This window comes from Streptomyces cylindrosporus (assembly GCF_022698165.1).
GTDB lineage: Bacteria > Actinomycetota > Actinomycetes > Streptomycetales > Streptomycetaceae > Streptomyces > Streptomyces cylindrosporus.
Map to the genome: position 1 here is coordinate 172,016 of NZ_JALDAY010000014.1, position 14,327 is coordinate 186,342.

Annotated in this window: 17 protein-coding genes; 2 read left to right on the forward strand and 15 right to left on the reverse strand. The window is 69.7% G+C overall.

All coding sequences use genetic code 11. From position 1 onward, the window contains the following. Window positions 1-54: 54 nt before the first annotated feature. The 5 genes from MQP27_RS39635 to MQP27_RS39655 form a co-directional block, all read right to left on the reverse strand. Window positions 55-1,065: a CU044_5270 family protein gene (locus tag MQP27_RS39635; protein WP_242774558.1), complete on the reverse strand. Its 1,011-nt coding sequence runs from the start codon at window positions 1,063-1,065 to the stop codon at window positions 55-57. Between the two features lie 2 nt (window positions 1,066-1,067). Next, window positions 1,068-1,661: an RNA polymerase sigma factor gene (locus tag MQP27_RS39640; protein WP_242774560.1), complete on the reverse strand. Its 594-nt coding sequence runs from the start codon at window positions 1,659-1,661 to the stop codon at window positions 1,068-1,070. Between the two features lie 112 nt (window positions 1,662-1,773). Further along, window positions 1,774-2,310 (reverse strand): TetR/AcrR family transcriptional regulator, encoded by a 537-nt coding sequence (locus tag MQP27_RS39645; protein ID WP_242774563.1) that lies wholly within the window; start codon window positions 2,308-2,310, stop codon window positions 1,774-1,776. Then, entirely contained in the window at window positions 2,310-2,630 is a 321-nt protein-coding gene (locus MQP27_RS39650) for a DMT family transporter (protein ID WP_242774565.1), read from the reverse strand. Before MQP27_RS39650 ends, MQP27_RS39645 begins: the two co-directional genes overlap by 1 nt. A gap of 413 nt (window positions 2,631-3,043) precedes the next feature. Next, window positions 3,044-4,078 (reverse strand): sulfotransferase family protein, encoded by a 1,035-nt coding sequence (locus MQP27_RS39655; RefSeq protein ID WP_308290081.1) that lies wholly within the window; start codon window positions 4,076-4,078, stop codon window positions 3,044-3,046. Window positions 4,079-4,313: 235 nt separating this feature from the next. Between MQP27_RS39655 and MQP27_RS39660 the strand changes: the two genes are divergently transcribed. Further along, window positions 4,314-5,147, forward strand: a complete 834-nt coding sequence (locus MQP27_RS39660) for an AbfB domain-containing protein (protein ID WP_242774569.1) — start codon at window positions 4,314-4,316, stop codon at window positions 5,145-5,147. 7 nt (window positions 5,148-5,154) lie between these two features. Here the strand turns inward: MQP27_RS39660 and MQP27_RS39665 are convergent, their stop codons facing one another. The 10 genes from MQP27_RS39665 to MQP27_RS39710 all read right to left on the reverse strand — a co-directional run bounded on the left by MQP27_RS39665 (window position 5,155) and on the right by MQP27_RS39710 (window position 13,285). Next, window positions 5,155-5,802, reverse strand: a complete 648-nt coding sequence (locus MQP27_RS39665) for a hypothetical protein (protein ID WP_242774571.1) — start codon at window positions 5,800-5,802, stop codon at window positions 5,155-5,157. A 335-nt stretch (window positions 5,803-6,137) separates the two neighbouring features. After that, window positions 6,138-6,530 (reverse strand): hypothetical protein, encoded by a 393-nt coding sequence (locus tag MQP27_RS39670; RefSeq protein ID WP_242774573.1) that lies wholly within the window; start codon window positions 6,528-6,530, stop codon window positions 6,138-6,140. A 178-nt stretch (window positions 6,531-6,708) separates the two neighbouring features. Beyond that, window positions 6,709-7,041, reverse strand: coding sequence for a metal-sulfur cluster assembly factor (locus MQP27_RS39675; RefSeq protein ID WP_037743875.1), 333 nt, complete (start codon window positions 7,039-7,041; stop codon window positions 6,709-6,711). After that, window positions 7,038-7,505, reverse strand: a complete 468-nt coding sequence (gene sufU / locus MQP27_RS39680; protein ID WP_242774575.1) for a Fe-S cluster assembly sulfur transfer protein SufU — start codon at window positions 7,503-7,505, stop codon at window positions 7,038-7,040. The genes MQP27_RS39675 and sufU overlap by 4 nt, the downstream gene beginning before the upstream one ends. Before the next feature lie 18 nt (window positions 7,506-7,523). Next, window positions 7,524-8,780 (reverse strand): cysteine desulfurase, encoded by a 1,257-nt coding sequence (locus MQP27_RS39685; protein WP_242774577.1) that lies wholly within the window; start codon window positions 8,778-8,780, stop codon window positions 7,524-7,526. Then, entirely contained in the window at window positions 8,777-9,541 is a 765-nt protein-coding gene (gene sufC, locus MQP27_RS39690) for a Fe-S cluster assembly ATPase SufC (protein WP_242774579.1), read from the reverse strand. The genes MQP27_RS39685 and sufC overlap by 4 nt, the downstream gene beginning before the upstream one ends. A 7-nt stretch (window positions 9,542-9,548) precedes the next feature. After that, window positions 9,549-9,869, reverse strand: coding sequence for a non-heme iron oxygenase ferredoxin subunit (locus MQP27_RS39695; protein ID WP_115908852.1), 321 nt, complete (start codon window positions 9,867-9,869; stop codon window positions 9,549-9,551). Then, window positions 9,869-11,050 (reverse strand): Fe-S cluster assembly protein SufD, encoded by a 1,182-nt coding sequence (gene sufD, locus MQP27_RS39700; protein WP_242774582.1) that lies wholly within the window; start codon window positions 11,048-11,050, stop codon window positions 9,869-9,871. Before sufD ends, MQP27_RS39695 begins: the two co-directional genes overlap by 1 nt. A 58-nt stretch (window positions 11,051-11,108) precedes the next feature. Then, on the reverse strand, window positions 11,109-12,533 hold the full coding sequence (gene sufB / locus MQP27_RS39705; protein ID WP_242774585.1) for a Fe-S cluster assembly protein SufB: 1,425 nt from the start codon (window positions 12,531-12,533) through the stop codon (window positions 11,109-11,111). Continuing rightward, entirely contained in the window at window positions 12,530-13,285 is a 756-nt protein-coding gene (locus MQP27_RS39710) for a helix-turn-helix transcriptional regulator (protein ID WP_242774588.1), read from the reverse strand. Before MQP27_RS39710 ends, sufB begins: the two co-directional genes overlap by 4 nt. 161 nt (window positions 13,286-13,446) lie before the next feature. Here MQP27_RS39710 and MQP27_RS39715 point away from each other — a divergent pair, with 161 nt between their 5' ends. Beyond that, window positions 13,447-14,322, forward strand: coding sequence for an AAC(3) family N-acetyltransferase (locus MQP27_RS39715; RefSeq protein WP_242774590.1), 876 nt, complete (start codon window positions 13,447-13,449; stop codon window positions 14,320-14,322). Window positions 14,323-14,327: the final 5 nt, after the last annotated feature.

Sequence of the window (14,327 nt, forward strand, 5' to 3'; positions counted from 1 at the left end):
CCGGGCGGCCCGCACTCCCCTCGCGGTGTGGGCCCCGTCCCGGGGGGGCGGGCGTCAGGCGCGGTCGCCGGGGGCGTTCACCACCGCCGTCGAGACCGTCACGCTTCCGGTCGCGATCCTGTCACCCTGGAGCAGGCGCATACCGAAGACCCGATAGGTCTGCGGGTCGATCAGCCACTCTTCCCGCATGTCCTGTCCGGCCCCGGGCCGGCCGTAGGTCAGGGCGATCGCCCGGCGCCCGGCGCCGGTGTCCACCAGGTGGTCGACGACCTTTCCACCGGGGACAGTCGCAAGGGCCCGGTAGAGAGAGGCCAGGGCCTTGGACGGCATGACGTCGGCGCGCAGCAGTACGGTGATCTCGGTGTAGTCGTCGCTCGACTGCGACTCCCCCTTGCCGTCGGCGATCGCGTTCTGCTCGCGCAGCGCCTTCAGCGTTCCCTCGGCGGTGGAGGGGAGGGCGGCCAGTGTTTGGTACATCTCACGTGGTGAACGGTCGTCACCCTCGGCCCCGTTCTCCAACTGCATCCCGCTGACCTGGAGTTCGAGCTTCTCGCCCGTGGTGTCCAGGTTCCAGCCCGCCTGCGCGGTGCCGTCGTAGCGGAGCCAGCTCTCCTGCGGGCCGGTCATCAGCTTCAGGGCGCCCTTCGGGAGGTTCTTGTACTGATCCGCCTTCGGGTCCTTGACCGGCTCCTGGACCACCTTGGTGTAGATCCACTGCTTGGCCGTCGGGACAGGGCCGTCCGGTTGCTTCGCCACCTCTTCGGCCATGCCGCGCAGCAACTCGCTCGCGCTCACCCCCTTCAGGTGGACGCCCGGTGTGGTCGCCGGCTGGACCTTCCGGTCGCCTCCGCCGCCGCCCAGCAGGAGGGAGACGGTCACCGCCACCGCGGTCACCGCCGCCACGACACCGCCGACGATCACGAACTCCCGGCGCCGCCACAGCGCCCGGTGCCGTTCGTCGGCCCGGGCCGCGTCCAGGAGCCTCGCCCGGCCCGGTGCGAGGCGGGCGCGGTCGGGGGCCTGGGCGTCGGCGCGCAGTTCACGCACCCTGGTCAGCTCGTCCATGGTCACGCCACCTCCGCCGCGTCGTTCACGAAAGCGGGGTCGGCCCCAAGTGCCGTACGCACCTTGCGCCTTGCCCGGTTGAGCCGGGAGCGGACCGTGCCGACCGGGATGCCCAGGGCCTCGGCGACCTCCTGGTAGGTCAGTTCGGCCCACGCGACCAGCAGCAGGACGTGCCGGTCGCCCGCCGAGAGAGCGGCAAGGGCGCCGGCCAGCGGGCCCTGTGCCGCGATCCGGCTGTCGGTGTCCTCCACCCACGACGCCGCCACCGGGTCGTGGCCGGTACGGGCCAGCGCCCTGAGCGCCCGCACCTCGGCGCGGCGCTGCTTGCCGATGAGGTTGCCGGCTATGCCGTACAGCCACGGGCGGGCGTTGGAGCGGGTGACGTCGTAGCGGGAGCGGATGCGGAAGGCGATGAGGAAGGTGTCGGCGGTGATGTCGTCCGCCGAGGTGTCGCCCAGACGCCGGGTCGCGTAGCGGTGGATGTCGGGTGCGTAGCGGTCGTAGAGCCGGGCGAACAGCTCCGGCTGGTCCAGGGACTGGGCGACGATCTGCGCGTCGTCCTCCGTCCCTGCCGTGGACGACGGTGGTCCGCTCACCGGGCTCCCCCTGATTGTTCGGTACGTGCGTGTCACCCCCTGTTCCCCGATGGGCGGCGGAGGGTTCACGCCGGGGCCGGGAAATCAGGCGCGGCCCGCAGGACAGGGGCGGTCAGGAAATCAGGCGCGCCAGTGCGTCACGGGCGAATCCTTCGTCGTACGGCGTTCCCGTGAGCAGGACCTGGAGGCAGATGCCGTCCAGCAGGGCGACCAGGGCTCGGGCCGTGGCCGGGTCGGTGCGGGTGGAGAGGCGGTCGGTCAGGTCCTCGGCCCACTCGGCAGCCACGGGGCGCAGGGCGGGGCGGCGGACGGCGGCGAGGTAGAGCTCGTACTCCAGTTCCACGCCGGTGCGGTCGCCGGACAGCCACTCGCCGAGGATCCGGGCGAGTTCCGCCGCGAGGTCGCTCTCCGGGTCCGCGAGCGCCGCGTGCGCGGCGACCACCTTGGCGAAGCCCTCGTTGGCCTGGCGCAGAGCCGCGACCATCAGCTCGTCGAGCGTGCTGAAGTGGTACGTCGTGGAGCCGAGCGGCACGTCCGCCTCGGCCGCGGCCGAGCGGTGGCTCAGGCCGGCCAGGCCCTTCTCCCCCACCACCCGGATCGCCGCGTCGATGATCCGCTGCCGGCGGTCGGGGTCGTAGCGGCGGGGCATCAGTGCGCGCCGCCGAGGTTCAGCACCACCACGCCGATGATGATCAGGGCCATGCCGGCGATCTTGGCCGCGGTCAGGCCCTCGCCGAAGAAGAGCAGGCCGATGGTGGCGATGGCCGCGGTGCCGATGCCGGACCAGATGGCGTAGGCGGTGCCGACCGAGATCGTCTTCAGGGTCTGGGCGAGCAGGAAGAAGGAGACGACGTATCCGACGACGGTGAGCAGCGTCGGCACCAGCCGGCTGAAGCCCTCGCTGTACTTCATGGCGGTCGTCGCACCCACCTCGGCGGCGATGGCCGTGCCGAGCAAGAGATATCCCATGTGTACGAGCGTACACAACGAAGCGTACGGGTGTACACATAGGGGGTTCGGCCGGCCACGCCGACTGCCGCGAGCTCTTTGCCACCGGACCCCTTGCCGCCGGGTGCCTTACCGCCGACCTCTGCCGTCGACTCCCGCGGTCGACTCCCGCGGTCGTCCTGCGGTCGACTCCTGCCGCCGCCCCACCCGCCGTCGACCCCCCTGCCGTCGACACCTACCGCCACCCCATCCGCCGTCGCCCCACCTGCCGTCGACACCTACCGCCACCCCACCCGCCGTCGCCCCCCCTGCCGTCGGATCCCTTGCCGTCGACCCCCTGCAGACGACTCTCCCGCGGCGGCCCCCTGCAGTCGCCCCCCCCCCAAAAAAAAGGTCAGCTCCTGCCGTCGGCTCTCCCGCTGTCGGCCCGTGGGTCAGGCGCCGGACTCGGACGTCGTGAGGGTGTGCGGGCGGGCCGCCACCGGGCCCGGTTCGCGGAGCCTCGTCACGTGGTCGAGCATGCGGCGCTTCGCGTGGGCGGCTCTGCGGAGGGTCACCACGCGGCGGTAGCGGAGGAGTTCGGCGGGGTCGGGGCGGACCGCCCCGCTGAGCTCGTAGCCGTTGCGGACCAGGCGGTCGCCCAACACGGCCTCGCAGAGCCGGATCTGATCCGGCGTCAGGCGCCGTGCCCAACTGCCCGCGCGCGAGGCGTCCAGTGTGCCGTGGGTGCGCCGGTGCCAGGTCTTGCGGGCGGGCACCGCGGTACGGGCCAGCCGGTGCGGCTCGGTCATCCCGGGGGCGTACTCCTCGCCCAAGTAGGCGCACAGGGCGCGGAGTTGGGGTTCGGGGTCGGTCAGCAGGTCCTCGTAGCGGAGCTCGTGCCAGGTGTCGGGGCCGAGGGTGCGGGCGTAGCGGCGGGTCACGTCCATCACCTGGGCCCAGGTGGCGACGGCCTCGTGGAAGCCGCGATGCCACCAGGGCATGCCGAGCAGGGAGGCGACGCAGTCGCGGCCGTCGCGTACGAGGTGCACGAACTGGGCGGTCGGGAAGAGCCGCAGGATCTCCTCGACGTGCAGGGCGTACGCCGGTCGCTTGTCGCCCCAGCGGACCTTGCCGTGACTCTCGGCGTACGACCTGAGCGCGATCCCGAGTGCGGAACCGAGCGTCGGCGGGCCGTCCGCGATGCGTTCGGCGACCCGGCCGGCGTCCAGGCCCAGCTCGTGGAAGCGGGTCTCCTTGCGGCCGGTGATCCAGGCGGCGAGCCCGGCCCGGTTGCCCTTGTCACGCAGGTCACCGAAGCGGAGCCGGTCCTCGTAGGCGGGGAGGACGAAGCGGGTCTCGGGCGGAAGGGCGATGCGCGGGTGGGCGTGCAGCATCAGCTGGAGCAGGGTGGTGCCGGAGCGGGGGCAGCCGAGGACGAACACGGGGCGGTCGGGGGCCGGTGCGGGGGTGAGTGCAGAGGTAGCCACACTGCCCGAGGCTGCCGCCCGGCGATGAGCCGGGACTGGGAAGGCCCTGAGAAGAAGATGTGAGGTTCAACAGGGAAGGTCGGCAGAGAAGTTCAACAGAGAGGTTCAATATTCATGGAAACCGCTCGCTGAAACACCTCCCGGCAATCCCGCGGCTCCACTAGTGTTTCACCGCTCACTCACCTCACCCTCACACCCCCGGCCGCCGCCCTGGGCGCCGCTGGAGGAACAGCGCATGCCAGACACCACGCCCCAGCCTCCGCAGCAGCCCTGGGAGAACGGCTGGGCCCCCGACACCTCGCGAGCTCCCGGCACCCGAAGACTCTGGCTGGCCGGCGGGCTGGCCATCGCCACGATCATCACGTGCGTGACGTCGATCGCCGTGATGGACAGCGACTCCGACAAGACGTCACACACGGCGTCGGCGGACCCGACCTCCTCCGCGACGGTGCCGGGACTGATCTCCTTCGCCTCACCGTCCACGGACGCGGCGTCACCACCGCACGCCGGGAAGAGCGGCCTGACGTCGGGCAGGCCCAGCACGTCCGCCGCCGCGCAGGAGAACGGCTCCCCGTCCCCCGCGTCGGGTTCGAAGCCCTCCAAGTCCCCCACGTCGCACGCGGGTTCACCGTCGAAGCCGCAGCCCACGACCACCTGGCGCTCGGTCCGCTCGGTCAACTACCCGGACCGCTACTGGCATGTGAGCGGCGGCTACGTGAAGCTGGACCCGATCGCCGGCTCGGAGTCCCGAGCGGACTCCACCTTCAAACTGGTCAAGGGCCTGGCGAACTCCTCCTGCTACTCCTTCGCCACGCACGATGGCAAGTACCTCCGCCACCGCAACTTCCTCCTGCGCGCCGACACCAACGACGGCTCCAGCCTCTTCAAACAGGACGCCACGTTCTGCGCCCGCTCGTCGTCGATCTCCGGCGCGATCATGCTGGAGTCGGTCAACTACCCCGGCCGCTACCTCCGCCACCAGAACTTCCAACTCAAACTGGACCCGTACCAGTACAGCGACCTCTACCGCCACGACTCGGCGTTCCGCCTGGTGGACGGGCTGGCCTGAGAAGGGCTCACCAGCCGCCGTACCGTTCGTCCACGGCATCGCTGCCCGCCACCGCCACCGTGAGCGGGAGGGTTTTCGGACGGACGGGGCGGACGGTGAAGACGGCTGTGGCGCCTTCGGCGGTGAGGAAGCAGTAGGTGTGGCCGGGGACGGCGTCGACTTGTAGTCCCCGGACCTCAGGAGTCTCGAAGAGCAGCAACTCGCAGTCCGAGAGAACCTGTTCGACGTCCGTGCCTTCAGTGAGGCGCGCGGACGTCCTCGTGGCGACTCCGCTTCCCACCACGACCTTGGTGGCCGTCGTGCTGTCGTCGGCCCGGAGGTCGGCACGAGTCTCGACGGGCAGTGCTCCGTACTGGCCGAAGGCGAAACCGTACGTGGACACCTTGCCGGGAGACAGTGGCAGGGCCACCGGCCCCCGCCAACCCGAGGGATAGGCACCGTTCCCGGAAGTAGGGCCGGCATAGGTGGCGCCGGCGCCGTCCGGCAGGCCCGTGTCATCACTGCTGGGCGCGGCCCCCACGCCTCCGGCGCTGTCGCCCGATTCACCGCCCCGGCTCCCCGAAGCAACCGGCCCGTCGCCGATCGTGGCGCTCTGCCCGGTCTGGAGCGCGGCCACCCCTGCCAGCAGTACGGCACACCCCGCTGCCCCCGCCATCACCCAGCGCATCCCGGTCAGTCCCGGCGCTCTCCCGCCGACCCTCACAAATCCCTGTGCACCAAACGAAGCCGACTGCCTCCGCCGTCCCCGGAGCCGTCCCGACGCCCCCTTGACCACCGCGCCGTTTCCATCCGCGGCATTCCCCTTCGGCCTCCCAGTCCCACGGGCCGCCCCACTCGGCCGTACTCCCAGCACGGCGCCCAAAATCCGCCGCCACAACGGCAGTTCGCGCCACACGACCACAACCCGCGGCCGAAACGCCGCCCGGCGCGCACTACGCCGTCCGTTCCGGCCGAACACCGCCGCCACCGTCCTGCGGCCGACCCCGGAGGTCACTGCTGGGCCTCCGCACCGGGCCCCTGTGTCGACGAGACTCCCGTCACCGCCTCGTCCACCATCTGCGTACGACCCAGCTGTGTCAGCAGAGTCGGTGCCGAAACTCCGACCACCAGAGCCGCGTACACCCCGCTGATCTGCCCGGAGAGTCCGAACAGCACGGCGCAGGCGGCGCCCATCCCCATGTGCACCACCGTCGCGACGGAGTCCGGAATGAGGTCGAAGTACTCACGGAACCTCGGGGGTTCCCCGGTGTCCTCCTCCTGCGCCACGGCCTTGCGGTGTGCGCGCCGTGCCTCCTGCCAGGCCATCGTCTGGTTGTAGACGTCGACCAACCCCCGCAGCGAACCACCCGCCGCGCCCAGCAGCACCAGTAACCATGCGTCCATGGCATGTCCCCCGACCACCGGCCGTTCCCCCGCGCGGGCCGCGACGGCCCGGCTATCTCACGAGGGTATTGCGCGCCGCCCACGGCGGGACCGGCCCTGAACACATTTGTGGCCTCCCGGCGCACTGCCGGAAGGCCACAAACAAAACAAACAAAACCAGACCGGCCCAGAAAGGGCCTCAGACGTTGAACCCGAGCGCCCGAAGCTGCTCCCGCCCGTCGTCCGTGATCTTGTCCGGGCCCCACGGCGGCATCCAGACCCAGTTGATGCGCAGTTCGTTGACGAGGCCGTCCGTGGCGGACTTGGCCTGGTCCTCGATGACGTCCGTCAGGGGGCAGGCCGCCGACGTCAGGGTCATGTCGATCGTCGCGATGTTCGCGTCGTCGATGTGGATGCCGTAGATCAGACCCAGGTTGACGACGTCGATGCCGAGTTCCGGGTCGACCACGTCGTACAGCGCCTCGCGGAGTTCCTCCTCCGAGGCCGGCTTCATCTCAACGGTCTCGCTCATGCCGTCTTCCTTTCGGCGTCGGCGCCACCCAGTGCCTGGGCCGTCGCGTCCTTCCACGCCATCCAGCTGAGGAGGGCGCACTTGACCCGGGCCGGGTACTTGGAGACACCGGCGAACGCGACCGCGTCCTCCAGCACCTCCTCCATCGCGTCGTCGGGCTCCAGCTTGCCCTTGGACTGCATCAGCTCCAGGAAGGTCTCCTGGATCTTCTGCGCCTCGGACACGTCCTTGCCGACGAGGAGCTCGTTCAGCACGGAGGCCGAGGCCTGGCTGATGCTGCAGCCCTGGCCCTCGTACGAGACGTCCTCGATCTTCGTGCCGTCGTACTTCACGCGGAGCGTGATCTCGTCGCCGCAGGTCGGGTTGACGTGGTGCACCTCGGCGTCGCCGTCCCGCAAGCCCCGCCCGTGCGGGTTCTTGTAGTGGTCCAGGATGACTTCCTGGTACATCGAGTCCAGCTTCACGGTCTCAGCTCACGCCCTTCAGCCGAAGAAGTTCCGTACGTGCTCCAGGCCGTCGACCAGAGCATCGATCTCGGCCGGCGTGGAGTACAGATAGAACGACGCTCGCGTGGTCGCAGGAATTCCGTACCGGAGGCAGACCGGGCGGGCGCAGTGGTGGCCGACCCGGACCGCGATGCCCTGCTCGTCGAGGACCTGGCCCACGTCGTGCGGGTGGATGTCGCCGAGCGTGAACGAGATCGCCGCGCCCCGGTCCTCGGCCGTCGTCGGGCCGATGATCCGCAGGTCGGGGACCTCCGACAGCCGCTTGACCGCGTACTCCGTCAGCGCGTGCTCATGGGCGAGGATCTTGTCCATGCCGATCGAGGAGAGGTAGTCGATCGCCGCGCCGAGGCCGACCGCCTGGGCGATCGGGGGCGTGCCCGCCTCGAACTTGTGGGGTGCCGGAGCGTAGGTCGAGGAGTGCATCGACACCGTCTCGATCATCTCGCCGCCGCCCAGGAACGGGGGCAGGTCCTCCAGCAGCTCCTGGCGGCCCCACAGGACGCCGATGCCCGTCGGACCGCACATCTTGTGGCCGGTGAAGGCCACGAAGTCGGCCTGCAGGGCCTGTACGTCCAGCGGCATGTGCGGGGCGGCCTGGGAGGCGTCGATGCAGACGAGGGCGCCGACTTCCTGAGCGCGCCGGATTATCGTCTCGACCGGGTTGACCGTGCCCAGGATGTTGGACACCAGCACGAAGGAGACGATCTTCGTCTTCTCGGTGATGATCTCCTCGATGTTGGACAGGTCGAGGCGGCCGTCGTCGGTCAGGCCGAACCACTTCAGCTTCGCGCCCGTGCGCTGCGACAGCAGCTGCCACGGGACGATGTTGGAGTGGTGCTCCATCTCCGTGATGACGATCTCGGTCTCGTCGTCCACGCGGTAGGGCTCGTCGGCCCAGCCCAGCATGTTCGCGACGAGGTTGAGCGACTCGGAGGCGTTCTTGGTGAAGATCACCTCGTCCCGCGAGGGCGCGTTGATGAACGACGCGACCTTGTCACGCGCGCCCTCGTACAGCGCCGTGGCCTCCTCGGCGAGCACATGCACACCGCGGTGGACGTTGGCGTTGTAGCGCTCGTAGTACTCGTTCAGGGCGTCCAGCACCTGCTGCGGCTTCTGGCTGGTCGCCGCGTTGTCCAGGTACACGAGCTTCCGGTCGTCGTGGACCAGTCGGTCCAGGACGGGGAAGTCCTTGCGGATCGCCTCTGTGTCGAGGAGGCCCGGCAGCTGTGTCACTCGGATGCGCCACCCTTCGTGTAAGCCTCGTAGCCCTCGTTCTCCAGCTTGTCGGCGAGCTCGGGGCCACCCGACTCGACGATCCTGCCGCCGGCGAACACGTGCACGTGGTCAGGCTTGATGTAGCGCAGGATGCGCGTGTAGTGCGTGATCAGCAGGGTGCCGACCTCGCCGGTCTCGCGGACGCGGTTGACGCCCTCGGAGACGATCCGCAGCGCGTCGACGTCCAGACCGGAGTCGGTCTCGTCGAGGATCGCGATCTTCGGCTTGAGCAGTTCGAGCTGGAGGATCTCGTGGCGCTTCTTCTCACCGCCGGAGAAGCCCTCGTTGACGTTGCGCTCGGCGAAGGAGGGGTCCATGTTGAGGCGCTCCATGGCCTCCTTGACCTCCTTCACCCAGGTGCGCAGCTTGGGGGCCTCGCCCCGGATGGCCGTGGCGGACGTACGGAGGAAGTTCGACACGGACACACCCGGGACCTCGACCGGGTACTGCATCGCCAGGAAGAGGCCGGCGCGGGCGCGCTCGTCGACCTCCATCTCCAGGACGTCCTCGCCGTCGAGGGTGACGGTGCCGCCGGTGATCGTGTACTTCGGGTGGCCCGCGAGGGAGTAGGCGAGGGTCGACTTGCCGGAGCCGTTGGGGCCCATGATGGCGTGCGTCTCGCCCTGCTTCACGGTCAGGTCGACGCCCTTGAGGATCTCCTTCGTGGCGTTGTCGGCCTCGACGGTGACGTGCAGGTCGCGGATTTCAAGCGTTGCCATGGGTGCCTCAGGACTCCTGGTTGAGGGAGACGAGCACGTCGTCCCCTTCGATCTTTACGGGGTATACGGGGACGGGGCGCGTCGCGGGCAGGCCGGACGGCTTGCCGGTGCGGAGGTCGAAGCTGGAGCCGTGCAGCCAGCACTCGATCTGGCAGTCCTCCACCTCGCCCTCGGAGAGCGAGACGTTCGCGTGCGAGCAGATGTCGTGGATCGCGAAGACCTCGCCCTCGGTCTGCACGACCGAGATGGGCGTGCCGTCGAGTTCCACCCGCTTCGGGGTGTCCTCCTCCAGCTCGCTCAGCCCGCAGGCGCGTACGAAGGCCGACATCAGACGGTGGCCTCCAGCTCGGCGTCGATCTTCTCCAGCAGCCGCGCCTCGATGTCGTCGACACCGATCTGCTGGACCAGCTCGGCGAAGAAGCCGCGGACCACGAGGCGACGGGCCTCGTCGGCCGGGATGCCGCGGGCCATCAGGTAGAAGAGCTGCTCGTCGTCGAAGCGGCCGGTCGCGGAGGCGTGGCCGGCGCCGACGATCTCGCCGGTCTCGATCTCCAGGTTCGGCACGGAGTCGACCCGGGCACCGTCGGTCAGCACGAGGTTGCGGTTCATCTCGTACGTGTCCGTGCCCTCGGCCTTGGCCTCGATCAGCACGTCGCCGATCCACACGGCGTGCGCGTCGTCGCCCTGGAGCGCGCCCTTGTAGACGACGTTCGACTTGCAGTGCGGGGCGTTGTGGTCGACCAGCAGGCGGTGCTCCTGGTGCTGGCCGGCGTCGGTGAAGTACAGCCCGAACAGCTCGGCCTCGCCACCGGTGCCGGCGTAGGACACGCGCGGGTGCAGTCGTACGACGTCGCCGCCGAAGGTGACGACCACGGACTTGAAGGACGCGTCCCGGCCGAGCAGGGCGTTGTGCTGGGCGACGTGCACGGCCTTGTCGTCCCAGTCCTGGACGGAGACGACGGTCAGCTTGGCGCCGTCGCCCAGGATGTAGTCGACGTTGGCGGCGAGCACGGCGTCACCGGTGTGGTCGATGACGACGACGGCCTCGGCGAACGCGCCCAGCTCGATCACCTGGTGCCCGAAGCGGGTACCGCCCTCGCCGTGCACGGCGATCCGGATCGGCTCGGTGAGCACCGTCTCCTTGGGGACGGTGACCACGCCGGCCTTCTCGAACGCCGAGTACGCCTGGGCGGCGATCCGGTCCACCGGGGCGCCGGCCCTGCCGACCCGGGCGTCGTCACGGCCGACGGTCTCGACGGTGACGCCCTCGGGGGCCTCCACCTCGACCTTGACGCCCTCGCCGGTCGCCACGGCGGTGCCGTCGTGCAGTCCGCGCAGGCGCTCCAGCGGGGTGAACCGCCACTCCTCCTCACGGCCGTGCGGGACGGGGAAGTCCTGCACGTCGAAGGACGGGGGCGCGCTCATGCGCGTGGCGACGGTCGACTCGGCGGCGACCGCGATCGAGCCGGCGGTGGTGGAACCCACCGGGATGTTCTGGGCCTCGGCCATGGCTGTCGTAATGCTCGCTTTCTTGCGTGAGTGGCTTGATGAGAGGGGCAGCTGGCGCCTAGCCGACCGCGCCCTCCATCTGGAGCTCGATCAGCCGGTTGAGCTCAAGGGCGTACTCCATCGGCAGCTCCTTGGCGATCGGCTCGACGAAGCCGCGCACGATCATCGCCATCGCCTCGAACTCGCTCAGACCGCGGCTCATCAGGTAGAAGAGCTGGTCCTCGGAGACCTTGGAGACGGTCGCCTCGTGGCCCATGGACACGTCGTCCTCGCGGACGTCGACGTACGGGTACGTGTCGGAGCGGGAGATGGTGTCGACGAGCAGCGCGTCGCACAGCACGTTCGACTTCGATCCCGCGGCGCCCTCGCCGATCTCCACCAGACCGCGGTAGGAGGTACGGCCGCCACCGCGCGCCACCGACTTGGAGACGATGTTCGAGGAGGTGTTCGGCGCCATGTGGACCATCTTGGAGCCGGCGTCCTGGTGCTGGCCCTCGCCCGCGAAGGCGATGGAGAGGGTCTCGCCCTTGGCGTGCTCGCCCATCAGGTAGACGGCCGGGTACTTCATCGTCACCTTGGAGCCGATGTTGCCGTCGATCCACTCCATGGTCGCGCCCTCGTAGGCGACGGCGCGCTTGGTGACCAGGTTGTAGACGTTGTTCGACCAGTTCTGGATGGTCGTGTAGCGGCAACGGGCGTTCTTCTTGACGATGATCTCGACGACCGCGGAGTGGAGCGAGTCGCTCTTGTAGATCGGGGCCGTACAACCCTCGACGTAGTGCACGTAGGCGCCCTCGTCGACGATGATCAGGGTCCGCTCGAACTGGCCCATGTTCTCCGTGTTGATACGGAAGTAGGCCTGGAGCGGGATCTCCACGTGCACGCCCGGCGGGACGTAGATGAAGGAGCCACCGGACCACACGGCGGTGTTCAGCGACGCGAACTTGTTGTCGCCGACCGGGATGACGGTCCCGAAGTACTCCTTGAAGAGCTCCGGGTGCTCCTTCAGCGCGGTGTCGGTGTCCAGGAAGATGACGCCCTGCTCCTCCAGGTCCTCACGGATCTGGTGGTAGACGACCTCGGACTCGTACTGGGCGGCGACACCGGCGACGAGGCGCTGCTTCTCCGCCTCGGGGATGCCGAGCTTGTCGTACGTGTTCTTGATGTCCTCGGGCAGGTCCTCCCAGGACTCCGCCTGCTTCTCCGTGGAGCGCACGAAGTACTTGATGTTGTCGAAGTCGATGCCCGACAGGTCCGAGCCCCAGTTCGGCATGGGCTTCTTGTCGAACAGGCGCAGGCCCTTGAGGCGGAGCTTGGTCATCCACTCCGGCTCGTTCTTCTTCGCGGAGATGTCGCGGACGACCTCCTCGCTCAGACCGCGCTTGGCAGAGGCGCCGGCCTCGTCGGAGTCCGCCCAGCCGTACTCGTACTTGCCCAGACCTTCGAGCTCAGGGTGGGCGGTCTCCTCGATGGGGAGAGTCATGCGGGGTTCCTCCCGGCCGTGCTTGCAGATGCTTTGTGGGTGGTCTGTGGTGAAACCTTGGGGATGAACGTCGTGCAGACGCCGTCACCGTGCGCGATGGTCGCCAGTCGCTGGACGTGCGTCCCCAGCAGCTGGGAGAAGACCTCGGTCTCCGCCTCGCAGAGCTGGGGGAACTTTTCCGCGACATGGGCGACGGGGCAGTGGTGCTGGCACAGCTGCTCGCCGACCGGTGCGCTGCGCGCCGTAGCAGCGTACCCGTCCGCGCTCAGGGCCTTGGCCAGGGCTTCGGTGCGGTCCTCGGGGGCGGCGGCCTCGATCGCCTTGCGGTAGGCGTCCGCCTGCTCGGCGAGCCTCGCGCGCGCGAAGGCGACGACCGCCTCGTCCCCGCCGAACCGCTCCGCGATGAAGCGCAGGGCGTCCGCGGCGAGCTTGTCGTACGACTGGTCGAAGGCGTCGCGGCCGCAGTCGGTGAGCGCGAAGACCTTCGCGGGACGGCCACGCGTGCGTGCGCCGTAGACCCGCTGCTCGCGCGCCTCCACGACCTCGTCGGCGGTCAGGGCGTCCAGATGACGGCGTACGGCGGCCTGGGTGAGCCCCAGCCGGCCGGCCAGCTCGGCGACGGTCGACGGCCCGTGGTCCAGGATGGACCGCGCGACCCGGTTGCGCGTCGAGCGATCCGAGCGCAGTCCGGCCGCGAGCTCCTCCTGAGGGGCCCCCGTGGGGGTCTCCCGAGCCTCGCCGACGTTTTTCACAACGCCATTGTTGCGTAATTCCTCAGGACCGGGCAACCCACGTCCGCGCCGCTGGACGGTGCCCTGCGTCACTTAGGCTTACCTAATCTGACCTGCGAGAACGATCTTTGATCGATCAAACGGGTGGCATCCCCGGGCCCCTTCGGGAAGACTCCCGAACCATGCCGACACCCCCCGCGACCGGCCCTCTTGTCACCCGCGACACACTCGCAGCCGAGCTGCGCCTCCTGGGTGTCGGGACCGGCGAGATCCTCCTGGTGCACTCCTCCCTCAGCAGCCTCGGCTGGGTCTGCGGAGGCCCGGTCGCGGTGGTCCAGGGACTGCTCGACGCGGTCGGCCCGGACGGCACGATCGTCGTCCCGACCCAGACCGGCGACCTCTCCGACCCGGCCCTGTGGGGCAATCCGCCGGTGCCGGAGGAGTGGTGGGACCGCATCCGGGCCACGATGCCCCCGTACGACCCCCTGATCACGCCTTCCCGCGGGGTCGGCGTCGTCCCGGAGACCGTGCGGACCTGGCCGGGCGCTCTGCGCAGCGCGCACCCGCAGACCTCGTTCGCGGCGCTCGGCCTGCGCGCGGCGGAGATCGTCGAGGGCCACGCCACGGACTGCCGGCTCGGCGAGCGCAGCCCGCTGGCCCGGCTGGAGCGCCTCGGCGCCCGGGTACTGCTGCTCGGCGCCGGCTACGCCTCGTGCACGAGCTTCCATCTCGCCGAGTACCGCATCCCGTCCCCGCTGGTCGCGGTGGGCCGCCCGGCGCCCGGGGGCGGCTGGGAGACGGTGACGGAGGTGTCGATCACCTCGGACCGGTTCGACGAGCTCGGGTACGACTTCGAACGGGACCGCGCGGTCGTACGGGGCCGGGTGGGCGCGGCGCACGTACGGCTGTTCCCCGTCGCGGACGCGGTGGCGTACGCGGAGCGGTGGCTGGCGGTGCACCGGTCCCGGGAGGACGAGATACCGAACACCGCCGACACCTGTGTGGATACGGGGGGAGATCCTGCACCCGCCCGTCGGAGCCGTGGACCGCGAACCTAGACTCG